The organism is Uliginosibacterium sp. sgz301328 (genome assembly GCF_041807905.1).
Classification (GTDB): Bacteria; Pseudomonadota; Gammaproteobacteria; order Burkholderiales; family Rhodocyclaceae; genus JBGVSA01.
In genome coordinates, this window is the sequence record NZ_JBGVSA010000006.1 from 38,815 (window position 1) to 61,391 (window position 22,577).

General features: G+C 61.0%; 18 protein-coding genes. 13 read left to right on the forward strand and 5 right to left on the reverse strand.

From position 1 onward, the window contains the following. Nucleotide 1 precedes the first annotated feature (1 nt). Nucleotides 2-2,503 (forward strand): hypothetical protein, encoded by a 2,502-nt coding sequence (locus ACDA63_RS06115; protein ID WP_373662326.1) that lies wholly within the window; start codon nucleotides 2-4, stop codon nucleotides 2,501-2,503. Between the two features lie 13 nt (nucleotides 2,504-2,516). Beyond that, entirely contained in the window at nucleotides 2,517-2,924 is a 408-nt protein-coding gene (locus tag ACDA63_RS06120; RefSeq protein ID WP_373662327.1) for a type IV pilin protein, read from the forward strand. A 77-nt stretch (nucleotides 2,925-3,001) separates the two neighbouring features. Here the strand turns inward: ACDA63_RS06120 and ACDA63_RS06125 are convergent, their stop codons facing one another. Then, a complete protein-coding gene (locus ACDA63_RS06125) occupies nucleotides 3,002-3,838 on the reverse strand; it encodes a 23S rRNA (adenine(2030)-N(6))-methyltransferase RlmJ (RefSeq protein WP_373662459.1) in 837 nt (278 codons plus the stop codon). Between the two features lie 124 nt (nucleotides 3,839-3,962). On the opposite strand from ACDA63_RS06125, the gene ACDA63_RS06130 reads away from it, so the two are divergent. Further along, nucleotides 3,963-5,672, forward strand: a complete 1,710-nt coding sequence (locus tag ACDA63_RS06130; protein ID WP_373662328.1) for a ClcB-like voltage-gated chloride channel protein — start codon at nucleotides 3,963-3,965, stop codon at nucleotides 5,670-5,672. A 36-nt stretch (nucleotides 5,673-5,708) separates the two neighbouring features. Here ACDA63_RS06130 and ACDA63_RS06135 read toward each other — a convergent pair whose 3' ends face one another. From ACDA63_RS06135 to ACDA63_RS06145, 3 genes are all read right to left on the reverse strand, one after another. Continuing rightward, on the reverse strand, nucleotides 5,709-7,061 hold the full coding sequence (locus ACDA63_RS06135; RefSeq protein WP_373662329.1) for a DUF3999 family protein: 1,353 nt from the start codon (nucleotides 7,059-7,061) through the stop codon (nucleotides 5,709-5,711). A 17-nt stretch (nucleotides 7,062-7,078) separates the two neighbouring features. Then, complete coding sequence (locus ACDA63_RS06140; RefSeq protein ID WP_373662330.1) at nucleotides 7,079-9,787, reverse strand: DUF2339 domain-containing protein; 2,709 nt, start codon at nucleotides 9,785-9,787, stop codon at nucleotides 7,079-7,081. A 130-nt stretch (nucleotides 9,788-9,917) separates the two neighbouring features. Further along, entirely contained in the window at nucleotides 9,918-10,946 is a 1,029-nt protein-coding gene (locus ACDA63_RS06145; RefSeq protein ID WP_373662331.1) for an Ldh family oxidoreductase, read from the reverse strand. 151 nt (nucleotides 10,947-11,097) lie between these two features. On the opposite strand from ACDA63_RS06145, the gene ACDA63_RS06150 reads away from it, so the two are divergent. Next, the gene (locus ACDA63_RS06150; RefSeq protein ID WP_373662332.1) at nucleotides 11,098-11,292 is read left to right on the forward strand and encodes a hypothetical protein; all 195 of its coding nucleotides are present in this window, start codon (nucleotides 11,098-11,100) and stop codon (nucleotides 11,290-11,292) included. Nucleotides 11,293-11,434: 142 nt separating this feature from the next. On the opposite strand, the gene ACDA63_RS06155 is transcribed toward ACDA63_RS06150, so the two are convergent. Next, nucleotides 11,435-11,611, reverse strand: a complete 177-nt coding sequence (locus ACDA63_RS06155; RefSeq protein ID WP_373662333.1) for a hypothetical protein — start codon at nucleotides 11,609-11,611, stop codon at nucleotides 11,435-11,437. Nucleotides 11,612-11,861: 250 nt separating this feature from the next. Here ACDA63_RS06155 and ACDA63_RS06160 point away from each other — a divergent pair, with 250 nt between their 5' ends. From ACDA63_RS06160 to ACDA63_RS06200, 9 genes are all read left to right on the forward strand, one after another. Beyond that, nucleotides 11,862-12,608 carry a GntR family transcriptional regulator gene (locus ACDA63_RS06160; RefSeq protein ID WP_373662334.1) on the forward strand — a complete coding sequence of 249 codons (747 nt, stop codon included), beginning with the start codon at nucleotides 11,862-11,864 and terminating at the stop codon, nucleotides 12,606-12,608. A gap of 102 nt (nucleotides 12,609-12,710) precedes the next feature. Next, entirely contained in the window at nucleotides 12,711-14,312 is a 1,602-nt protein-coding gene (locus tag ACDA63_RS06165) for an ABC transporter substrate-binding protein (RefSeq protein WP_373662335.1), read from the forward strand. Between the two features lie 86 nt (nucleotides 14,313-14,398). Then, nucleotides 14,399-15,463, forward strand: a complete 1,065-nt coding sequence (locus ACDA63_RS06170; protein WP_373662336.1) for an ABC transporter permease — start codon at nucleotides 14,399-14,401, stop codon at nucleotides 15,461-15,463. Nucleotides 15,464-15,610: 147 nt separating this feature from the next. Next, nucleotides 15,611-16,534 carry an ABC transporter permease gene (locus tag ACDA63_RS06175; protein WP_373662337.1) on the forward strand — a complete coding sequence of 308 codons (924 nt, stop codon included), beginning with the start codon at nucleotides 15,611-15,613 and terminating at the stop codon, nucleotides 16,532-16,534. Between the two features lie 31 nt (nucleotides 16,535-16,565). Continuing rightward, nucleotides 16,566-17,435: an ABC transporter ATP-binding protein gene (locus tag ACDA63_RS06180; protein WP_373662338.1), complete on the forward strand. Its 870-nt coding sequence runs from the start codon at nucleotides 16,566-16,568 to the stop codon at nucleotides 17,433-17,435. 4 nt (nucleotides 17,436-17,439) lie between these two features. Then, entirely contained in the window at nucleotides 17,440-18,258 is an 819-nt protein-coding gene (locus ACDA63_RS06185; protein ID WP_373662339.1) for an ABC transporter ATP-binding protein, read from the forward strand. Between the two features lie 87 nt (nucleotides 18,259-18,345). Next, complete coding sequence (locus tag ACDA63_RS06190; protein ID WP_373662340.1) at nucleotides 18,346-19,470, forward strand: alginate lyase family protein; 1,125 nt, start codon at nucleotides 18,346-18,348, stop codon at nucleotides 19,468-19,470. Next, complete coding sequence (locus tag ACDA63_RS06195; protein ID WP_373662341.1) at nucleotides 19,457-20,674, forward strand: hypothetical protein; 1,218 nt, start codon at nucleotides 19,457-19,459, stop codon at nucleotides 20,672-20,674. The genes ACDA63_RS06190 and ACDA63_RS06195 overlap by 14 nt, the downstream gene beginning before the upstream one ends. A 134-nt stretch (nucleotides 20,675-20,808) precedes the next feature. Then, entirely contained in the window at nucleotides 20,809-22,572 is a 1,764-nt protein-coding gene (locus tag ACDA63_RS06200) for a DUF2264 domain-containing protein (RefSeq protein WP_373662342.1), read from the forward strand. Nucleotides 22,573-22,577 lie beyond the last annotated feature (5 nt).

A 22,577-nucleotide genomic window follows, 5' to 3' on the forward strand; every position in this document is an offset into this window, starting at 1 on the left:
TATGTCCTACGGATTTGCACGTCGCTTCGCCGCAGCCTTGCTGGCCGCTCTTCATCTCGGGGCGGCCGTCGCCCAGACCTGTTCGAGCGCGAGCAGCAGCAGCGGGTCGAACGGACTGGGTGCGGTCTTTTCGGTCTTTTCCGGCGGCAGCATCAGCGTCGGCAATAACGACGCGAACGGTCAGTGCAACGTCGCCTTCCTCGGCGGCAACCAAGTGAACGTAACCAGCTCGAATCTGGCGATGCCGGGGACGGTGGCCAACGGCAAGACTTGCCAGAACTATTCGACCACTCCAACCACCGCCGTGCAGGCCTCCGGCACGACGCTGGAGCGCCGCACGCTGACTCCGTTCCCGACATTTTCGGCCAGTACCAATTCGACGACCGAAAGCACGACGACCGTCAATCTGGCGAAGGGCGACTACAACACCGTGCTGTTGCGCAATGCGGACGGCGCAGTGGTGAACCTCGTCGACGGCACTCGCATCAAGACGCTGCAGATCTACAAGGGGACAGTCGTCTTTGCCCCGGGCACGTACTACATCGAGACCATCGACACGCAGGCGGGCTTCAACATCAAGGTCAGCGGCAGCGTCGGCCTGGTGACCCTGAACGTCAAGAACGGCCTGACGCTCAATGGCGGCGTCAGTTGCGTCAACATGACCACGTGCAGCAAGCCCAACAGCGTGACGGAAGCCGCCACTTTGGGCGCGGCTCAGTCGCCCGAGCGCCTGCAGATCAACATCTACAACGGCGACTTCTCGCCGCAGAACAACATCTCGATTGCCGCCGGCATCTACGTCGACAAGGGCGTCGCCAATCTGTCGAACGGCTCAACCTTCGTGGTGGGCGAAATCCTCGCGCCCAGTATTACGGCCCTGAACAACAGCAATACCTACTACTACTCAAAGGCCAGCGCGATGGGGGGGAACTCGGGAACGACGACCGAGGACCCGACCAATGGCTATTACGATCTCGCGCCGCCGGCAGTGCCGCCGCGCGCCAATGTGGGTGACTACGCCTTCTTCGCCGTGCAACGGGACATGACCGCCAGCGGCACCGCTGGCACCTCCGGCCACCTGTTCGCCTATGCAGAGCAGGCTGACGGATCGCTGGCGGGAGCGGCTGCCTGGGATGCCGCAACGGTCATGACGGCGACGGACCGGAGCAACAGCATTCAAACCGTCGACAGCGCCGGTGCGTTGGTCAAACTGAAGAATGTAGACGCGGCTGCGTTCGGTGCGTCGAGCGCCAAGTCCGCCACGCTGATCGCGACGATCTTCGACCCCAACTACGGTGGCGGCGCAATGCTCGCCGGTCGCGACCCGGCTTCGCTCGTTGGACGCCCATGGCGAACGGCGCCCATCATCGTGGGCGACGCCGTGCTGTTTGCTGCCGATGACGGCATTCTGTATTCGGTCGACCGCAAGACAGGCGCGCTGAAGTGGGGCTGGATTCCGCGCGAACTGCTACCGCAGACTGCGGACCCCAAGGCCATGGCGGATGCTCACCCCTGGGGGCAGATCAATGCGGTGACTTCGGGCGGCGTGACGTACATCACCGGCACGGCCATGCAGGGTGCGCTGCACATGTCGCTCAAACTGAATAGCGCCGGCAATCTGGAATCGGTCGCCTGGGTCGATTACGTGGCCGCCGCGACATCGCCCTCGTACACGTACGGTACATTCGGCGGCGCCGCGCCGTCGGGGCCGGTGCGCGAGACTTCGGCGGTCGCCCGGGTCGCGTACATCCGCAACAATCAACTGATCGTCCGTAACGTGGATAGCAGTGGGGCCACCAACCCGAGCACGGCGACATTGCCGACGACGGCGACGAGCAATCTGCTCTATATCGACAACTCGACCATCTACTACGGTGACAACAACGGCAACGTCCAAGTGGTGAATTCCGCCGGATCGCGGGGCACCAGCCCGGGCAACATGGGGCAGTCGCCGGCACAGCCGATCATCAGCCTGAACGCCGGTTGGCATAAGAACGACAGCGGCACTTTCCTGATCGTGCTCGGACACACGACAAGCCGTATCGCAGCATTCCAGCAGAGCGCATCGGGCTGGGTGCGCGCATGGTACGTCGGCGTCCAGGAGTCGTCCGCCTTGGGTATCGAAAAGCTGCCCGCAGGTTCGGTCATTACCGCACCGCCAACCTTCGGCGACGAAAAGCTCACTTTCCCCTATACGATCACGACCAGTTGCGGCCAGGACGGCTACATCTATGGGCCGATCGGGCTTGACGACGGGCTGCCGAAACTCAGTGGCGTGACTTTCCGCGGTGCCTCGGTCGGCTCGGCTGTCACGCACTATCTTGGCAAGGGCGAGTCGGTACGCGTATCGCTCGGTGTCGTCGGTTCGCGCAGCTTTGCGTTCGGCTACGCCAATGGCGGCAAGAGCAACGCTTCGCCCACTGCGGGCTGGGGGCAGCTCGAAGACACCAAGGCCAATCCGCCGGGCCGCGTGAACTGGCGCGAACTGACCAACTACTACTGAGGCACGCATGCGCATGGCATCGAAAGGCTTCACCCTGATCGAGCTGATGATCACCGTGGCGATCATTGGGGTGCTTGCGGCGATCGCGTACCCGTCGTACCAGGATCACGTCCGCAGCACACACCTTGCACAGGTGAAAGAGGCGATCATGAACACGGGCAACTCGCTAGAACGCACGATGGTGGCGAGCAATACATACGCCACGAGCGCGTCGCCCTCGTACAGCAACCTGTACACGTACAGCTATTCGGTGGACAGCACCTCGGCGCCGCAGGCCTACTCACTGAGCGGCACCGATAGCAAACTCAAGGTGTGGGCGGGGGTCAATTCAAAGGGCGTGCGCTGCGCGTGCAAGAAGTGCAACGCGCCGACCTTCAGTTACAGCACGACGAGCTGCCCGACGGGCACCGACGCCTTCTGATCGCTCGAACACGCGAGCCTTGCTCGCCGGCCCCGTCGTGCGTTGTCGCGACGGGGCCTTTTTTGTTTCTGGCCGGTTTACTTCGATTCGCCTTCCAGCACGAAGCTCGCGCCTTCGCCCTGTGCCAGCACCCCGGTCAGCCAGGGCATCACGCTGCGCAGGGTCTCCATCAGTTTCCACGGCGGATTGATGACGAACATGCCGCTGCCGAACATCCCCATGGCCTCGGGCTCACGGACCGACAGGCTCACGTGCAGCCAGTTGTCGACTTCGATTTCCTTCAGCTTTTGCGGAAAACGCCGCGATTCCGGCTTCGACAGCATCGGATACCACACGGCATAGGTGCCGGTGGCAAAGCGCTGCAGGCTGTCGCGCAGCGCGGTGACGACACGCGTGTAGTCCTCGGCCAGTTCGTAGGACGGATCGATCAGCGTCACCGCCCGCCGCGGCGGAGGCGGGAGCAGGGCCTTGAGGCCGGCAAAACCGTCGCCCTGCGTGACGATGGTCTGCTGCGCCATGTGGCGCAGGTTGTCGGCAAGCAGGCGCGCGTCGGACGAGTGCAGTTCGAACAGGCGCAGACGATCCTGCTCGCGCAGATAGTGTTGGGCGATCCACGGCGAGCCGGGGTAGGCCGACAGTCTGTCGCCGTTGATCGAGCGGACTGCTTCGAGATATTCCGCCACGGCCGGCGGCAGGTCGTTGCGCGACCACAGGCGGCTTACGCCGTCGACATGTTCCGCGAGCTTGGTGGCATAGCCCTCGTCGAGCGCGTAGAGCCCGGCGCCGGCATGGGTGTCGATCACCCAGAACGCTTTGTCCTTCTGGCGCATGTGCTCCAGGATCTGCACGAAGACGATGTGCTTGAGCACGTCGGCATGGTTGCCGGCATGGAAGGCGTGGCGATAGCTGAGCATGGTGATTCCGGTGGTCGCGTCATCCGCGCGCAATGCGCGGACCGAAGGCGGCGATTTTACGCCGGGCATGCAGGTTTTCGGCGCATGGACCAGAATGCGGGCTGACCTTTGTCCCGAGGAACGCATGCCCTGGCCCCGCACCGGACTCAAACTGTGGTTGCTCGAACGGCTCATGCCGGGAGAGATGCAACGCACGCTATGGATCGCCGCGCTCATCGGTTTCTTCGGGGCGCTGGCGACGGTCGCGTTTCGCGAGGTGGTGGCGTTGCTCGAACACCTGCTCTACGGCCAGCAATCGGGGCTGGTGGAGGCGGCCATGTCGCTGCCACCCTTGGTGCGCCTGATGGTGCCGACGATCGGCGGGCTGGTGGCAGGGTTCCTCCTACTATGGTCGCGCCGCTATGGCGCGGCCTTGGCCAGCGACTACATGGAAGCCATTTCACTCAAGGACGGGGCGCTGTCCACGCGGCAGTCGCTGCTGCGCGCGGCCTCATCGATCGTCACCATCGCTTCGGGCGCCTCGATCGGGCGCGAAGGCTCGATGGTGCAACTCTCGGCACTGGTCGGTTCGTGGATCGGCCAATGGCGCAACATGCCGGCGCCGCGCCGGCGCCTGCTGGTTGCCTGCGGCGGGGCTGCGGGGATCACGGCGGCCTATAACGCGCCGATCGCGGGCGCACTGTTCATTGCCGAAATCGTGCTGCGTTCCATCGCGGTCGAAAGCCTGGGGCCCCTGGTGGTGGCCTCGGTCGTTGCCAACATCACCGTGCATGGTTTTCTCGATTACGGCCCGGTCTATCACATGCCGGTCTTCGAGCAGATCAGCCGGGGCGAAATCGCCTTGCATGGATTGCTGGGCGTGGTGGCCGGATTGCTGTCGCCGTGGTTCCTGTGGCTGCTCGAATCGACGCGCGCGGCATTCCGCCGCTTGCCATGGCCCTTACCGGCGCGCCTGGCGCTGGGCGGCGTGATCGTCGGCCTCATCTCGGTGTGGCGGCCGGAGGTCTGGGGTAACGGCTACAGCGTGGTCAACGGCATTCTGGCCAACCAGTGGATGTGGCAGGCCGTGCTCCTGATCCTGGTGAGCAAAGTGTTCGCCACGGCGGCGACCACCGGCTCCGGCGCCGTCGGCGGTGTATTCACGCCAACCCTGTTCGTCGGCGCGGCGCTGGGTTTTCTGTTCGGCGAGGCCGCGCACGGGCTGTGGCCAGAACTCGCGCCGTCGCCCGTGTTCGCCGCCATCGGCATGGCGGCCTTCCTGTCCGGCACCACGCATGCGCCGCTGACGGCGATCCTGATGATCTTCGAGATGACGGGCAGCTACGGAATCATGCTGCCCTTGATGCTGGCTTCGGTGCTCGCGTATTTCGTGTCGCGCCTGCAACGCGAACGTTCGGTGTATTCCGACGCACTCAAGCCCGACCGCGCCAGCGCCTTTGCCTATCAGCAGGCAGCCAGCGTGTTGCGCCACGACCCGCCGACGGTGGGCGTCGACGCCACGCTGGCCGAATGCGAGCAGGCTTTTGTCGCGAGCCGCTGGCAGCACGTGTACGTGACCGATGGAGAAGGGCGCTTCGTCGGCGCCGTATCGCTGCATGACCTCGGGCCGCTGCTGCGAGCCGGCAGCGATCCGCAGCAGGCCATTCCTGTGAACCTGCTCTTGCGCGGCTACCCGCGCGTTCGCCCCGACATGAGCCTGGGGAGCGCGCTCGGCGTCTTCGCCAGCCACCCCGGCGAGCGCCTGCCGGTGGTCGATGCGCTCGGCATGCTGCAAGGCTATGTCTCGAAGACCGACCTCCTGCTCATGCTCCAGGAAGGCGTGGCGCAGGGGTAGGACGGTGTCTCGCGGGACGGAGGTCCCGCGACGACGTCATTGCGGCTTGTTGCGAGCTTCGCGCAGCAGGCTGATCGCGAGCCAGGCCAGCGCAAGGGCGCCAGCGACCAATACTCCCCACAGCGTGAACTTCTGCCAGGCGGCGGCACGCTCGGCCGGGCTTTCGGCCGTGAGCCGCTCGGGTCCGCCCAGCGTCACGGCAGCGCCCAGGCTGGCCATCATCGGTTCGGCAAGCCCTGCGAAAGCGCGCTCTTGCTCCGGCAGGCTGGCGTCTGTCGCGGCACGCGCCCCCCAGGCGAGAATGAACGGGCCGCTGCCGCGCGCGTTGAAGACCAGTTCGCGCGGCTCGAACACGGCATACACCATCGGCGCGCCATCCCAGCCGGCGCCGCGCGCAACCAGCCGTATGGCCTGCGTCGTCTGGTTGAGCGGCACATCGGGCGATACCTGTTCGGCGCCGCCCGAATTCAACCGATAGATCACCGATGACGATACCGTCCGCCATGGCGTGGCGCTGTCGGGCCGCACGCTGATTTCCATCGGGGCGACCGAGTTGGGCTGCAGCAAGCGCACGCGCAACGCAACGGGCATGGCGGGGCGCGGCATGATGTATTCCATTTCGGTGGGCGAGACGATGCGCGACTGCAACAGCAGGGCAGGGCGTTCGATCTGCGCTGCCTGCGAGTGAATGCCGGTGGCTTCGACCAGTTCCGGGGCCGCCGCATCGAGGCGCAACATCCAGTAGCGCCAGTCGCATTGGCAATTCAGGTCGACATCATCCACGCGCAGACTGTCATTGCCAGCCTTGAGGTCGGCCAGCGGCGACGACGCCACGCGATCCCAATCGCGCAGATCGTTGCTGCCGAACACCGTCACGTGCCCGCGCCAGTTTTCTTTTGCCGCGCGCCATGCGAGGTGGATACGCGTCAATTGCGGTCGCGTCCCGCTCTCGGGCAATTCGAGCAGGTAAGTCTGGCCGTCGACCTTGCTGCCCGTGCTGCCGTCGGGGAGCGTGACTTCCACGCGGCGCTGGCCGGTCTGCACGACGATGGTGTCCTCCTGGCCCGGTCGCGCAGTCGTTGGTACGGCAAAGAGGCGGAGCGCGACGCGACTCTCCTGCGCGGGTTGCGCTGCCGGCTTGTCGAGCCAGAAAGGCACTGCCTGCCCCTGGCTGTTGAACACGCGCACATCACGCAGGTCCGGCCACGCGGTGCTGCCATAGAGTTGCTGCGGCAGTTCCAGCCGATACAGCGCGGAGCCAGCATCCACGCCTTCGATGCGCAGACCATTGGCAAAGTCCTGGGGCGCCAGCGGCACGTCGGCCGCGCCAGCCGCCGTCGACAGGGCGCACATTGCCAGCAGCACCGGGGAGAGGAGTCGTTTCAACATGAGGTTTCTCATCTGATTCAGGTAGAGGTTTCCGCTTCCATCGGCTTGCGCGGCGGCAGCGGCGCGACGTAGCCGATCAGCAGGATCAAGAGCGCGACGCCGATGAACGCCACGGCGCGGGCCAGCCCGCCGCCGCGTGCGCTGTCGACCAGAAAGAGCTTCACGACGACCACGGCCAGCACGCCGGCTCCCGCCATCCATGCAGGGCGGCTGGCGCGGCGTTTGGCCAGCAGCATCAGGGCCAGCGCGGCGATGGTCCACACCAGGGCCAGCGTGGTCTGGATCAGGCGCGAATCCCACAGCGCCTCGCCGTCCCACTCGACGCCGCCGTAATACGCCAGCGCACGCACCAGTGCACCGTTCAGCCACCACACGGCCAGCACGCTGATGAGCGCCGCCGTCGGCACACGCCAGCGCGCATCCCAATGGCGCAGCACATGAACGCGCCACAGCGCGAGCATCAGCAGGCTGAACGCGGCGGATTCTTCCAGCGGATTGAGGAGGGGCACGTACTGCCAGTTCGGCAGTTGCCCGTCGAAGAAATTGCCGATGACCAGCAGCAGGACCGCCACCGGCAGTGTCGGCGCCAGGCCCACCAGCCACCATGCCGCCCGTTGCTCACGCACCGGCCACGCAAAGTGTTCGAGGCCCGCGACGACCATCACCGGCAGGGCCACGGCGATGAACTGGATCGCCATGCGCCATTCGTCCCAGCCCCAGGGCAGGCGCGCGGCGCGCCACATCAGTTCGACGGCGAAGAAGGCAATTGCGATCCAGCACAAGGCCGCGTGCATGCCGAGGCGCGCCAGTGGATGCGGCAGATCACCCTCCACGCGACGCAATACGACGGCTGCGCAGGCCAATGCGACCAGCCAGTACGCGAGCGACAGGATCTGCGCATTGCCGACCAGCGGATGCCCCCGGTCAGAGATCGCCCATGCGAGCACGCCGGCAGCCACCAGCCACAACGACCAGCCGGCATGGCGCAGCAGCGGCCAGCCCAGCCTGTGGCCGACGCGTTCCCAGAGCAGGGCGGATATCCCGCTCAGCGCCAGCGCCGCGAGTGGCGCGATGTCGGCGTAGTGCCCGACGCGCCAGGCCCCCTCGAACACCCACCACAGCCAGCACAGCACGCCGGCCGTACCCGCCACGGCAGCGATGACACGACCTTCGATCCATTCGCGCTCGTCGCGCCACACCCAGCCGAGCGTGAGCAGACTCAGCGCCAGTACGCCGAAGACCAGCAGCAGGGTGGTGGTATCCATCGGCCACGCGAACGCCGCCGATGCCGCAGCCAACGCAACGAGCAGACTACCGCTCCACGCCATGCGGCGATGACGTTGACCGACGCCGACCCAGGCCACACCTACGCCCTCCAGCGCCCAGGCCAACGAAGTCCAGCGCGCCGACAATGCCAGCGGGATCGCCAGCGTGACGAAGCCGCCGCCCAGGGCGATGAAGGAAATCGCCAGCCGGCGGCCGGCTTCGGGCCAGCGGCGCATCAGCGTGCGCGCCAGCGGCAGGTAGATCGCGCCAAGGATGAGCGCCGAGAAGGCGGCACCCATCATCCAGCCTTGCTGGCGCATCAGCGCGTACTGGAAGCCAAACGCCACCAGCGGCGTGCCGAACACCAGCGTGCCATCGACAAAACGCAGCGAGCGCGTGTCATGGCGCAGCGCCGCAAGCGGGGCGAGGATGCCGAAGATCACCAGATTGAGGATCAGGAACAACTGGCAGCTCAGGTAGAACGCCGGTACGTACGATTTATCGGCCCAAAGCGCGGCCACGCCGAAGGTGAAGACGAAGCCGACGAGGTTCAGCGGTCGCCAGATCTGCCACACACTCACCGTCAGAATGCCGGCTGACAGCATGCCGTAATAGCTGAAGAGGCCAATGTGACTGCCGCCGCCCGTGCTCAGCAAGACCGGCGCGAGGTATCCGCCGAGTGCCGCGACGACCGCGAGACTCTGTGCGCGCTGCACCACCGCCAGCGCCACGCTCGCCGCGCAGATGACGATCATCAACGCGAAAGCTGCCGACGAGGGCAGCAGGTGGTACAGCCGGAATGAAGCGAACGCGGTGAGATAGAAGGCGCCGACCGCGCCACCTTGCAGGATCAGCGCATACAGCGGCTGTCTGTGCCGCAGGCGCCAGCCGATGCCGAGCAGGCCGAGGCTCAACAGCCCCGCGCCGGCCAGGCGCAGCTCGATCGGCAGCATGTCGTGATCGACCGAATACTTGAACAGGTATGCAAGCCCGAAGAACAGCAACAGCACGCCGATCTTGGCAAGTGGGTTGCCCCTGAACAACCAGCCGAAGAGCCCGCTCATGGGGCTCGCGTCGCGGTGTCCGCCTGCAGCGGGCTCCGCGACCTCGGCGGTCTCGACGGTTTCGATCGCGGCGGGCGCAGCCTCGATGGTCGCCATCGGAGCCTCGGCGGCCACCGGTTGCGCCGGGATGGGTTCCGGTGCGACGACAGGTGGCGCGGGGACGTCTGCTTCGGGGATGGGCTCGAGCGGCTCGGCGGCGAATTCCGCTTGCGCCGCCTCGGCTTCGGCCTGATCCACGATGGCCGGCGCCACGGTGCCGCTGGCGATCTGACGCTGCAGCGCGTCGAGCTGGCGGCGAGCCTCGTTGGCGCGCGACAGCGCCATGATGGCAAGGACGGGTACGACGAAGACGTAAAAGATCGCCAGTATCGCGCCCAGAGTGAAGAGGCTATCCACGTGGAACCACTCCGTGAGGTCGGAGCGCGCAGTGTAGCGAGCCCCGCCCGGCATGGCATTCACCCATGCGGGCGGGGACGGTCAGGTGTTTCTGCTTATGCAGCGGAAATTGGCGTGATGGTCGTGGGAATTAGCCGAGATCGACGCCGACGCCCTTGAGCTGCTCGACGATTTCCGGGTGCAGCGGCACCCCCGCCTGCAGGTTGTGTCGCGCCGCCTGCCAGCCGCGCTCGCCCGGGGCGAAGAACGGCTCGGTCACGCCACCATTGGCCCGCAGATAGTCCATGTAAGCCGTGACGCGTGCCTCGAAATGCTCCGTGCCACCGAAAGCCGCCGGGTCGATAGCGATGAAGATCTTGCTGGTATCGATCTCGACACTGTTACGGCCCCCCTCAAGTTCGTAGCCGAACAGGCCATTGCCGAGCGCGGCGGTGAGCAATTCCATCATCAGCGCCAGCCCGGCGCCCTTGTGACCGCCCATGGGCGACACCGCGCCGGAGAGGATCGCCTTTGGGTCCGTCGTCGGCTTGCCCGTGGCGTCCACGCCCCACCCGGCAGGCAGTTCGCGGCCTTCGCGCAGCCAGGTGGTGACCTTGCCCACGGCCGCCTGGCTCATGGCGATGTCGAGCACCATCGGGTCGCTGGCTGCGCGCGGAATGCCGATGGCAATCGGGTTGTTGCCGATGACAGGCCCCTTCGAGCCCCACGCCACCATGCTGTTGACGGCGTTGGTCGAGCAGATGCCGATCATGCCGGCCTGCGCCGCGCGCAGCGCGTAGGCGTGGGCACGGCCCCAGTGCGTGGTGCGCACGGCCACACAGGCGCCGATGCCGAATTTGCGGGCGCGGTCGATGGCCGCCTGCATGCCCATCATGGCGACCTGTCGGCCGGGGCCGTTGTCGCCGTCGAGCAGGCAGATCGCACCCAGGTCGCGCACCCACTTGGTGTCGGGCACAGCCTTGGCGCGGCCTTCGTCGAACGCGCGGACGAGGTTGGGCAGCATGCGTACGCCGTGCGAGGGCGTCTCATGCAGATCGGCCTCGGCCATGATTTCGGCTTCTTGTCGGGCCAGGTCGGCGGGCATGCCGTGGGCCGCCAGCACGGTGGCGAGTCGTTCACACAATACGGGGTAGGGGATGCGCAAATCCTGGTCGCTCATGGCGGCATGCCTTTCACTTCTGTAACGGTCGAGCTGCTAAGTCTACTGCCGCCGGGTGGACGCTGACAGTGCGGATATCGCCTGTAGCAGACTCAAGTTCGCGCTTGCGTTGCCGATAAGACGATTGTCGACTTGCCGTGAGTGTGCCGCCGTGAGCCATCCCCAACCGCTGCAGGACATCCACTTCACGCAATTGCTGGCGTTGAACGCCGCCTTCGAGTGCGCGCGCGCTGCGCAGCCGATTGCCGGTACACCGCTGGAAACCGCTCTGCGTCAGGACACCGGCGAGCCGTTCGAGGTCGACATGCTGACCTTGCTGCAGCACATGCTCGATCAGCGTCGCTAGCGGCGAAGAGTCCAGCCCTTGTCTCCGTTTGCCAAGAGACGGGACGAGGGCGCGTGACCGCCGGTGCCATGATGCGGGTGCTGCCTCTTGTAATAGTGATTCCAATGCGCCAGGGTCGCGCCGTCTTCCTCTGAGTTCCGGATCAATAGCCCGAGAGCACTTGAGCCGCGAGGGCCTGCCCAGTGGCGCCGCCATGCAAGCCGCCAGACAGCAGTCCAGTCACGTGCTCGCGGTCACCCTCGCTCGTGCCGTGGCGAACAGTCGCTTGCGAGGCGGATACCGTGCGCCCGGCGAACTCCCGAAGCAGCCTGGTCTTCATAACTGTCCAGTTCCATCACGCCACTGCGCGTAGCTCCCGTCTCGGAACTTGGCCCGTTCAGGCCCGGTTGCTTGATCATCCTCATCCTTGTCCACTTTTCTGGCTCCATCAGCGGCGAGCCGTCTGCAACGCGATTGCCTCGAATTTTCACAACTGATATATTACAAACATGATTGATATACTAGAGCAGCGCAGAGATATGCCACTTAGGGCTTTGCTGAACTCAGCAGAGTTGAGTGGGGAGGGGGCATTGCCTCAACAGATTTACGGCCTGCTCAGTGACTTGATCGTCCGTTTGCAGCTGGTACCCAACCGCAGCCTGCCCGAGCAGGAAGTCGCAGAGTGCCTGAATCTGAGCAAGACCCCGGTTCGAGAGGCCTTTATCAAGTTGGCAGAGGACGGACTGGTGCGTGTAGTGCCGCAAAGCGGGACGTATGTCTCGCCGATCAGCCTGAATCGCGCTTACGAGGGGTATTTCATCTGTCATGCGCTGGAAACGGCATGCGTTGCGCGCGTCGCGACCAAACGCAGTTTTGAAGAGTTATGCCGCTTGAAGGCGATTCTGGCGCAACAGGAAGACGCGCTGCGCGAGCGGCGTTACGAGGATTTCTATTATCTGGATGAAGTGTTCCACGAATTCCTTTTTCGTATTGCCGATGTCCCGTTGGCAATGCGTTTTGTCACAGTGGCCAGGTTGGAGGTTGATCGGATCCGCAGCCTGAGACTGCAAATGGCAATAAGGCGTGTGGAAGGCGTATTTGAAGAGCATATGGCAGTCCTTGCCGCAATCGACGCCAAGGATTCCGAAGCTGCCCGCTCTGCGATGGCTTTACATATCGACACCATCAAAAATTCGATTGAAGAGATCGCGACAAACCAGGAATTCTGGGATTTGTGCCATGTCGTCAATCGCGATATCCCTCGGCGGCGCTCGCGCAGGGTTGCTGCCGCGGCGAGGCAGGCGGACCAGGAGGAGACGGAATCCAGGTCTTCATGAGGTACGCCTGCAAGAACAAAAGACATCCGAGCAGAGTACTCGGCAACATTCATGACAAAAAAATATTTATAGAAGAAGGACGTCGTCCTTAAGGAGGAGAAAGTGAAGTCGCAAGCTTTCAAAGCCACGCTGTTGGCTGCGCTCGTTGCTTTAACGATAGGGAGTGTTCCGACTGCCACGGCAGCCACGCCAAAGAATCAGTTGATTGTGGGCTTCAATATGGCCAACCTGACCAGTATTGACCCCCATAACACCAATTCCATCGAGTCGCACCATGTCATCGCCAATGTCTATGACAATCTGGTACGTCTTGATCCACAAAATCGCGGCAAGTTGATTCCTGGTGTAGCCGAGTCATGGTCAACGCTCGATGATGGCACGATCATTTTCAAGCTGCGCAAGAATGTGACATTCCATACCGGCCGCAAGATGACGGCGGAGGACGTTGCTTATTCGCTGCGCCGCTCCATCAAGCTGGGTTTGCTCGGAGCGTCCTACCTCAAGCAGTGGGGATATACCCCGCAAAATGTTGACGAGAAATTCTATGCCAAGGACGAATATACGTTTGTCCTGGCTCCGGCTGATCCGTTGTCTCCCAACCTGAAACTGATGGCGCTGACCCGCACGGTGGGGGCCATTGTGGACAAGGAAGTCATCGCAAAAAACGAGAAGGACGGCGACATGGGCCGCGCTTGGCTGGCCTCGCACGAGGCCGGATCGGGGCCCTATACCCTGGTGCAATGGAACCCGAACGATGTTTTGCTGATGACCCGCGCCAAAGATTACTGGGGCGGCAATGCCAAGCTGGACCGCGTCGTGATTCGTCATTTGCCCGAGTCGCAGGTCGAACGACTGCAGCTTGAAAAAGGCGATCTCGACGTAGCCATGCAGCTGGTTTCTGCAGACATCGACGGTCTGGCGAAGAACCCCAAGATCACGATCGAACGCGTGCTGGGTTCAGGTTATTACTATCTTGCATTCAGCATGAAAGACCCTGACTTCGCCAAGCCGGAAGTGCGCCGCGCATTGCGCTATTGCATTGACTATGAGGGGATTAATTCAGGAATCCTGAAGAACTATGGCCAGGTTGGAAATTCCATTGTACCCAAGGATATTCCAGGCTACGTACCGAATATCGGCAACAAATATGACCCGGCAAAATGCAAAAAGGATCTGGTGGCGGCGGGTTATCCCAACGGCCTGAAAAAGCAGTTGCTGGCACTCAGCTCCGTACCTTATTCCGATATCGCTACCGCAGTACAGCAAAACCTCTCCAAAGCAGGCGTTACGGCTGAAATCCGTACGGGCAACGGAGACCAGGTTTATGGGCCGATGCGCAATCGTCAATTTGAAATGATAATCGGACGAACGGGTTCGTCGGCACCTACCGATCCCGATGGCTGGGTACGTACCGTGGCATATAACCCGGATAATTCGGATGCTTCAAAATTGAGCAATCTGCAGGCCTGGCGCGAGTCTTACTTCTCGCCTGAAGTCAATAAACTGATAGACGAAGCGGGCAGTATCAACGACGAAAAGAAACGAGCCGAGTTGTATGCCAAGGCGGTGACACTGTATGAAGAATCCGCTCCGCCTTTCATTCCTATTTCGCGTTTCATCGATCCTTTCGCACGCAGTTCTGCGCTGAAGAATTACCACCCCAGTCTGGTTGGTATGACGCGCTGGAATGAAGTGGAAAAGTAAAAAAGCACAGATGGGTTTGCCTCGGGCAAACCCATGCCTCTCTGCCATCCGTCTATTGGGATGGCAGGACTGGTGAAAGGATAATCATGACATCGGCGATGTCTGCTGCAACTCCATTGCCCGTTGCACGCTCTCGCACACGACGGCGCATCACTCGGCTGCTGTCCGGTGTGGGCAGTGCTGTAACAACCCTGTTCATGCTGGTGATGCTGACTTTTGTCATTGGTCGCCTGATGCCTGTCGATCCGGTGATCGCCGTGATCGGAGCCGATGCAGACGGGGCGACTTATGCCAAGGTGACAAAAGAGCTCGGACTGGACAAGCCTGTTTTCGAGCAATTCTGGATATTCCTGAAACATCTTTTGCATGGGGATTTTGGCCAGACGCTGCTGACCGGGCGTCCGGTCGCAGAGGATATCGCACGTGTATTCCCCGCCACGTTGGAACTGGCGACGGTTACCATCATCCTTGGCGCCTGCGTTGGAATTCCCCTTGGAATTTATGCTGCTGTCAATCGCGGACGGTTCAGCGATCATGCTGTGCGTCTGATTTCGCTGATGGGAAACTCTGTGCCGATTTTCTGGACGGGACTGATCGGCCTGATCATTTTCTACGCCAAACTCGGCTGGGTAGGGGGTTCCGGACGCATCGATACGGAGTTCTTCGGCATGGTACCGGATGTGACCGGACTGATGCTGATCGACTCGGTGCTGGCCGGCGAGTGGGAAGTCTTCGGCAATGTCGTCCAGCACATTGCATTGCCTGCACTGGTGTTGGCTTACTGCTCGGTTGCGTATATCAGCCGCATGACACGCAGTTTCATGCTGGAACAGTTGCGGCAGGAATACATCATTGCGGCCCGCGCCAAAGGTGTGCCGCGTCGTGACGTCATCTGGCGGCACGCATTCAGAAATATCCGTGTGCAGCTCATCACGATGGTGGCCTTGTCATACGGCGGCATGCTGGAAGGGGCGGTCGTCATCGAAACCGTTTTTGCCTGGCCGGGTTTTGGCCAGTACCTGGTGAATGCGCTGATGATTGGCGATATGAATGTGGTGGTCGCCTGCACCTTGCTGATCGGCTGCGTCTTTATCGCACTCAACCTTCTCTGCGACATCCTCTACCGGATCTTTGACCCGCGAATTAGCTAGGACGGAAATGAGACTGAACATTCCGTTCTTCAATTCACCGTTATCCGCGTTGAGTATACGTACTCAATATAGTGAATGCCAAAAATCAATAGCGTTTTACAGGGCGATGTTTGTGAGTCGCTACATCAGGCTGAGAAGGGCTGATCAATGAATACTCCTGTTGCAGTACAACCTACAGGCCTGCGCGCCTGGCTGACCGCACCAGACACCACCAGCGCGCGTCAGGCCACCCTGCAAAGCCTTTGGCGCGGCTGGCAGCGTTTTGCTTTGAACCGGCTGGGGTTGATCGGGCTGGCGATTGTCTGCGTGCTGATACTGGTGGCCATTCTTGCGCCATGGCTGGCGCCGTTTTCCCCGATTGAACAGGACTTGGCGAAGGTGCTGACACCTCCGGGCAGCGTGCATTGGCTTGGCACGGACGAGTTGGGGCGTGACATTCTCAGTCGCATTGTCTGGGGAAGCCGTTTGACATTGATGACGATTGGCATCGTCAGCATTGTCGTGGCACCTATCGGCCTGACCGTAGGTTGCGTCGCCGGTTACTTCGGCGGATGGGTCGAGACTGTATTGATGCGGGTGACTGAACTGTTCCTGGCGTTTCCCAGCCTGATCCTGGCGATGGCATTCGTGGCCGCGCTGGGCCCCAGTCTGCAGAACGCCATCCTCGCCATTGCACTGACCGCCTGGCCGCCGATCGCGCGTCTGGCGAGGGCTGAATCGCTCAGCCTGCGCAAGAAAGACCATATCGCCGCTGTGCGCTTGATGGGCGCCTCCCGCGCACGCATCGTGCTGCAACACATCATGCCGTTGTGCCTGTCTTCCGTGGTCGTGCGAGTCACGCTCAATATGGCCACCATCGTACTTACCGCTGCCAGCCTGGGTTTTCTCGGTTTGGGTGCGCAACCGCCGTCACCGGAATGGGGGGCGATGATCTCCACGGGCCGTCGCGTCATGCTCGATAGCTGGTGGGTTGTCACCATGCCGGGGTTGGCCATCCTGATGGTCAGCCTGGCGTTCAACCTGTTGGGGGACGCTTTGCGTGATGCACTGGACCCGCGGCAGGAGGGGTAAGTCCCTGATGCGTGGTCAAGAGACATTGAGTATGAGTATGAAACTTCATATGGATAAACCCATTGATCGTGCCAAGGCCCTTGTCACGCTACGTAATTTGAATATCAGCTTTCCTTCGCCCCAAGGGGGGAGGGTGAGTGCCGTGCGCGGCGTATCGTTTGACCTGGGCCGGGAAAAACTGGGGATCGTTGGCGAATCGGGTTCAGGGAAAAGCCTGACTGCACGCGCCATCATGCGCCTGACGCCTGCTGCTGCACGGATCGAAGCCGAGCAGATATGGCTGGGCGAAACCAATCTGCTTGACACATCTGAAGAAGAGATGGATCGCATCCGCGGTCGGCGCATCGGCATGATCATGCAGGACCCGAAATACTCGCTCAATCCAGTCATTTGTGTGGGCGAGCAGATTGCCGAGGCTTATCGCATCCATGTACGCAGCACTCGGCAGGAAGCCCGCGTACGCGCCACCGATATGTTGCGCGCCGTGCAGATACGCGACCCGGAGCGCGTCTACAACATGTATCCGCATGAGATGTCTGGCGGCATGGGCCAGCGCATCATGATTGCCATGATGCTCGTGTCCGAGCCCGGCGTGCTGATCGCCGATGAAGCGACCTCGGCGCTGGACGTGACCGTGCGTCTGGAAATTCTCTCCTTGCTGGATGACCTCGTGAAAACCCGTGGTCTTGGGCTGATCTTCATCAGCCACGACCTGAACCTGGTGCGCCGCTTTTGCGACCGCGTACTCATCATGTATAGCGGACGGGTGGTCGAGACTTTGCTGGCCGCAGATCTGGATCGTGCCCAGCATCCCTATACGCAAGGCTTGCTGGCATCCATGCCACGCATTCACGCACCGCAAAAGCGTCTGCAAGTACTGACGCGCGATCCGGCATGGTGATGACATGAGCGCGATGATAGAAATCGAAAATCTGAGTGTCATTTTCGGCGAGGACGAAAATGCACGCTATGCCGTTGATGATGTCAGCCTCTGCATCGAACAAGGACAGACTTTTGGTCTGGTGGGAGAGTCCGGCTCGGGCAAGTCCACCATCCTGCGTGCGCTGACGGGCCTGGTGCCATCGATCTGCAAATCCATCCGCATGGCTGGACAGATTGTTAAAACCCCTCGCGAAGCCGGTTTTTACCGTCGTGTGCAAATGGTTTTCCAGGACCCCTACGATTCCTTGCACCCGCGCCAGACCGTGTGGGCGCAACTGATGGAGCCCGCACGCATCCATAAACTGCCTGATGCAGAAAATCGGGGGCTGGCTGTGCTCTCTGCGGTGGGGTTGGGGCGAGTCCATCGCTGGCGTTATCCGCACCAGCTCTCCGGTGGCCAGCGCCAGCGCATAGCCATTGCCCGGGCGTTGATGCTGGAGCCCGACATCCTCCTGCTCGACGAACCCACCTCGGCGCTGGATGTTTCCGTGCAGGCTGAAATTCTCAACCTGTTATGCGATTTGCAGGACCAGCGTGGGCTGACCTATCTCATGGTCAGTCACGATCTGGGCGTCATTGCCCATATGTGCCAAAGCATTGCCGTGATGCAGAACGGAAAACTGGTCGAGCAACTGGGTGTGCATGCGCTGACACACGGGCAGGCCCAGAACGCGTATACCCGGCGCCTTCTGGCCGCGAGTGAAGCGTTCGGGGAGGAGCCTCCTGTGACAGATTTCCAGGAAAAACCAGCCAGCACCGCGCTCGAATCGCATGTTGCATGACAACCGTCTTTGCCCCTTGGTTTGCCCCTTGATGAAGGGAAAGCCAAGTTTTTCCGACTGGGCCGTCCATCCAAGACAATGCCAAAAATGATGACCTATTCAGCGCTGCTCGATTTTGAGCGCTCTCGTCTCAGTGCAGCCGCACAGGCCGCATTGAGCATGGCGCCCCGGACTCTTGTCACGGCGATCAACCCGCGCAGCCCTGGCGGACCGCACGATTTCTCTTCTGAAGCGGATTACTGGTGGCCGGATCCAGCCAATCCGGATGGCCCCTATATCCAGCGCGATGGCATGACCAACCCGGACAATTTTACGGCACACCGTGAGCTGATGCTGGATTTTGCCACCCATGTGGGACATCTGGCTGGCGCTTGGCAATGTACGGGGGAAGGCCGCTTTGCCGAAAGGGCTGTTGCGCACATGCGAGCCTGGTTCTGTGATCCTGCCACACGCATGAATCCGCATCTGGAATATGCCCAAGCCATAGGAGGGGTATGCACAGGGCGCGGTATTGGGCTGATCGATACGGTTCATCTGGCAGAAGTCGCTCTGGCGCTTGAGCTTCTCAGGCATGACAAGGCAATGTGCGCCACGGATGACGAAATGATCACCCGATGGTTCAGCGATTATCTGCAGTGGTTTCGCACGCATCCTTATGGCATCGATGAAAGCAACACTGACAACAATCACAGTGTTTGCTGGACCTTGCAGGCGGCTGCTTTTGCGCGAGCGACCCGTAATCAGGCGGTGCTTGAAGAGTGCCGCCAGCGATTTACCCAGGTACTGCTGCCGGGACAAATGGCGCTGGATGGCAGTTTTCCACGTGAGTTGGGGCGCACCAAACCTTATGGATATTCGATATTCAACCTGGATGTGATGAGCGCGCTGGCTTTGGTGATTTCTTCAGAAGAGTTTGATGCGTTGAATTTCCGCCTGCCTGACGGACGAAGCGTGATTCGTGGGATTGAATTTCTTGCCCCCTATCTGGCAGACAAAGGGCAGTGGCCCTATTCACATGACGTGATGTACTGGACCGAGTGGCCTATTCGCCAGCCGGCCCTACTGTTTGGTGCATTGTCGGCACGGCGCGCAGACTGGCTGAGTCTCTGGGGAAAGCTCCCCACCGATCCGACCGTGTTTGAAGTTCGCCGTAATTACCCGGTGCGCAACCCCGGCCTGTGGTTGGGAAGATCCTTGAATGTATGGAATTGATACAAATATGACAAGCGAAAGAACAAATACGGCTTTCCGGTCTGCTTCCGCTCCTTTGTTTTCGCGTCGCTTACCGCAGCATCAGCAGGCTCTGGATCGATGTGTCGTCCGCTTGCGTGAAACGCTGGCCATCGATGGTTTGCGTAATCCAAAAATAGGTCGGGCTGATTTCAGCTGGACCTATTGTGGTGCTTCGGACTGGGTCATGGGGTTTCGTGCCGGGCAGTTGTGGCTGGCGTATCAGCTCAGCGGTGACGCAGCGTTTGCCAACAGTGCTGCCGCGCGCAAAGCGGCGTTGAATGCCATTTTGCAGACCAAGGCCTATCAGGACCACGACCTGGGTTTTCAGTTTTCGCTCAGCTGCGTGGCTGAGTGGGTGATGACGGGCAATATGCATGCTCGTGACATGGCATTGCGCGCAGCAGACGCATTGCGTGCGCGTTTCGATCCCAGTGGCAACTACATTCAAGCGTGGAGTCCGGTGAGTCCCACTACGCCTGAGCGTTCACATTTTGTGAGTGGGCGCATCATTGCCGATTCCATGGAAAATCTGCCGCTCCTGTATTGGGCGTGGCGTGAAACTGCCAATGCTGACTTCAAATATGTGGCGGATGCGCATGCTGCGACAGTTGCCCGTCACATCGTGCGACCGGACGGCAGTTCGTTTCACTGTTTCATTTTCGATCCTGTGACGGGACAGCCCCTGCGTGGCGAGACACACCAGGGTTATTCGCATACTTCATGCTGGTCACGCGGGCAGGCATGGCTTATTCACGGTTTTGCACAATGCTATTTGTATACAGGCGAAGCCTGGTTTCTTGATACGGCCCGTCTACTTGCCGCCAAGGCGGAACAGTTCCTGGGCGACAAAAAAGTCCCGCCGTGGGATTACTGCCTGCCTGCTGAAGTCGAGGCCTTTCGCGACAGTTCGGCCGGAGCCATCACCGCCGCCGGCGTCTATCTCATTGCCAGTGCCTGTTCGGATGAAAATGAAGCCGAGCGCTGGCGTGGGCTGGCAGACAGGTTGATGGAAGGCTTGCTCGAACAATGTGACCTGACTACTCACGCCGAAGCTCATGGTTTTCTCGATCACGGGGCTTCATATGTTCACGCCGGCTTGACACGTGCCATGTTGCCGTATGGCGATTATTACTTCATGGAGGCCTTGATGCGCTCGCTTGGACATAACCAATTCTTTTGGTGAATCGAGTTGTGTTTTTCGATTCATATTCAGTGGTGTGCCGTGTGCCCTCAGCAAATATGATCGTCATATGTCAATAGAGTGTCGCGTCGAGTGCGAAGGCGATGATCGTCACGTCCGCGTAACCAGAGAGCTTGATGATGGCAACTGCAGATTTTCCTTTTGATGTGACGAAGGCGCTGGATCGTGAGGCGCTTGTGAAACTGCTCGACTGGGTGATCGACAAGCACTTGCCGTGTTTCACGCCTGGCAATGCAGGGCTTCGCATTGCTCCGGCGGGTGCCAGTTTCGATCAGTCTGCAGCGGATCTCGAGGGTTTTGCGCGGCTGTTGTGGGGCGTCGCTCCAGCCATGGGCGGGCGGTGCGAAGTGCTGCATTTCGAGAGGTTTGTCGATGGCTTGAGCAATGGCGTCGACCCTTTGCATCCTGCCTATTGGGGTGAGGCGCAAAACGCTGACCAGCGCGTGGTGGAAATGGCCGCCATTGCTACTTTGATTCAGGAGTCACCAGCGTTCATCGATCAGATGAGTGCCGGTGCGCGCCAGAATCTCTGCTGTTGGCTGGCACGCGTACAGCATATAGAGCTTCCGCCGAACAACTGGCGCTTCTTTCGTGTTCTCGTACTCAAAGCCTTGCAGAGAATGGACTTCACGATTGATACAGTTCTATTGGAGGAGGAACTCGACTTTATTGACAGTCAGTATATTTTGGCAGGTTGGTATGGCGATGGTGCGAAAGCCTGCACTGATTATTACAACGGGTTTGCTTTCCAGTACTACGGTCTGCTATACGCAAGATGGCATATGCATGATGACCCCGTGCGTAGTCAGCGCTTCGTTGCGCGGGCGCAGGAGTTTGCCAATACGTATCGCTACTGGTTTGCTGAGTCCGGTGCGCATATTGCCTATGGTCGTTCTTTGCTGTACCGGTTTGCTCCAGCAGGGTTTTGGGCGCTGCTGGCCTGTTTCGGCCATCCCGAGATCAGCATGGGAGAATTGCGGGGCCTATGGTCTCGTTCATTGACATGGTGGTTGGATAAGCCATGCTTTGACGCTGCGGGACATATCACCCTGGGGTACGCCTATCCCAGCCAACTCATCACTGAGTTCTACAATAGTGCGCAATCCCCCTTGTGGATGCTCAAGGCGTTTTTTCCGCTGGCTTTGCCTGCAGATCATCCGTTCTGGAAGGCCTCTCCTGTTGGGCAGAGTTTTCCCGATGTGGGGTATGTTCAGTCTGCCTTGCGCCAATGCGTCCAGCGCAAGCAGGGGGAAGCCTATCTGCTCAGCGGTGCGCCGGCACAGAATGAGATCCGCCACAGTGCTGATAAATACCTCAAATTCGCGTATTCCACGGCTCATGGCCTGTGCGTGGAGTCGACCCGCTGGTTGTCCTCGGGCTTTGTGGGCGATAACCTGCTGGCATTTTCAGCCGATAAGGAGAACTGGTTTTTCCGCACCCGCCTGATAGAAAGCTCTTTGCAGGGTGATGAACTGCGTACGGTGTGGTCTCCATTTCCCGGCTGCCTGGTCAGGACGTGCCAACGGTTCATAGAGGGGGGCGAAAGCCGGTTCCATGATATTGAGAACGACTCGCCGCTGGATTTTGTGGCGAGTGGCCACAGTGTTGATTTGTGGTGCAAAGCCAATCGCAGCTTTGACGTGGTGATGGCCCGGGTACCCCGGCAGGAAGTCCTTGCCACGGGGACACAACTCTACAGCGCCATTCGCGAAAGCAGCGGACGCTATCACCACGGCCTGATGCCCTGTACGCCCAACACCAATCTGATGTTTCCCTATGCTGCCGTTCCGGTGGTCTTTGGCTCTTTATCCAAAGGGCATCATCGGCTGGAAACCACGCTTCGTTATGGCAGGAATGAGTTCGCGCATTGCCCGGCTTAGAGGGC

Excerpts from the sequence above, each read along its gene's own strand:
- ACDA63_RS06145 (WP_373662331.1), bottom strand. The coding sequence starts at position 10,946 with ATGAGCGACCAGGATTTGCGCATCCCCTACCCCGTATTGTGTGAACGA.
- ACDA63_RS06175 (WP_373662337.1), top strand. The coding sequence starts at position 15,611 with ATGAATACTCCTGTTGCAGTACAACCTACAGGCCTGCGCGCCTGGCTG.
- ACDA63_RS06170 (WP_373662336.1), top strand. The coding sequence starts at position 14,399 with ATGACATCGGCGATGTCTGCTGCAACTCCATTGCCCGTTGCACGCTCT.
- ACDA63_RS06115 (WP_373662326.1), top strand. The coding sequence starts at position 2 with ATGTCCTACGGATTTGCACGTCGCTTCGCCGCAGCCTTGCTGGCCGCT.
- ACDA63_RS06180 (WP_373662338.1), top strand. The coding sequence starts at position 16,566 with ATGAGTATGAAACTTCATATGGATAAACCCATTGATCGTGCCAAGGCC.
- ACDA63_RS06125 (WP_373662459.1), bottom strand. The coding sequence starts at position 3,838 with ATGCTCAGCTATCGCCACGCCTTCCATGCCGGCAACCATGCCGACGTG.
- ACDA63_RS06120 (WP_373662327.1), top strand. The coding sequence starts at position 2,517 with ATGGCATCGAAAGGCTTCACCCTGATCGAGCTGATGATCACCGTGGCG.
- ACDA63_RS06135 (WP_373662329.1), bottom strand. The coding sequence starts at position 7,061 with ATGTTGAAACGACTCCTCTCCCCGGTGCTGCTGGCAATGTGCGCCCTG.
- ACDA63_RS06190 (WP_373662340.1), top strand. The coding sequence starts at position 18,346 with ATGATGACCTATTCAGCGCTGCTCGATTTTGAGCGCTCTCGTCTCAGT.
- ACDA63_RS06130 (WP_373662328.1), top strand. The coding sequence starts at position 3,963 with ATGCCCTGGCCCCGCACCGGACTCAAACTGTGGTTGCTCGAACGGCTC.
- ACDA63_RS06200 (WP_373662342.1), top strand. The coding sequence starts at position 20,809 with ATGATGGCAACTGCAGATTTTCCTTTTGATGTGACGAAGGCGCTGGAT.
- ACDA63_RS06155 (WP_373662333.1), bottom strand. The coding sequence starts at position 11,611 with ATGAAGACCAGGCTGCTTCGGGAGTTCGCCGGGCGCACGGTATCCGCC.
- ACDA63_RS06195 (WP_373662341.1), top strand. The coding sequence starts at position 19,457 with ATGTATGGAATTGATACAAATATGACAAGCGAAAGAACAAATACGGCT.
- ACDA63_RS06185 (WP_373662339.1), top strand. The coding sequence starts at position 17,440 with ATGAGCGCGATGATAGAAATCGAAAATCTGAGTGTCATTTTCGGCGAG.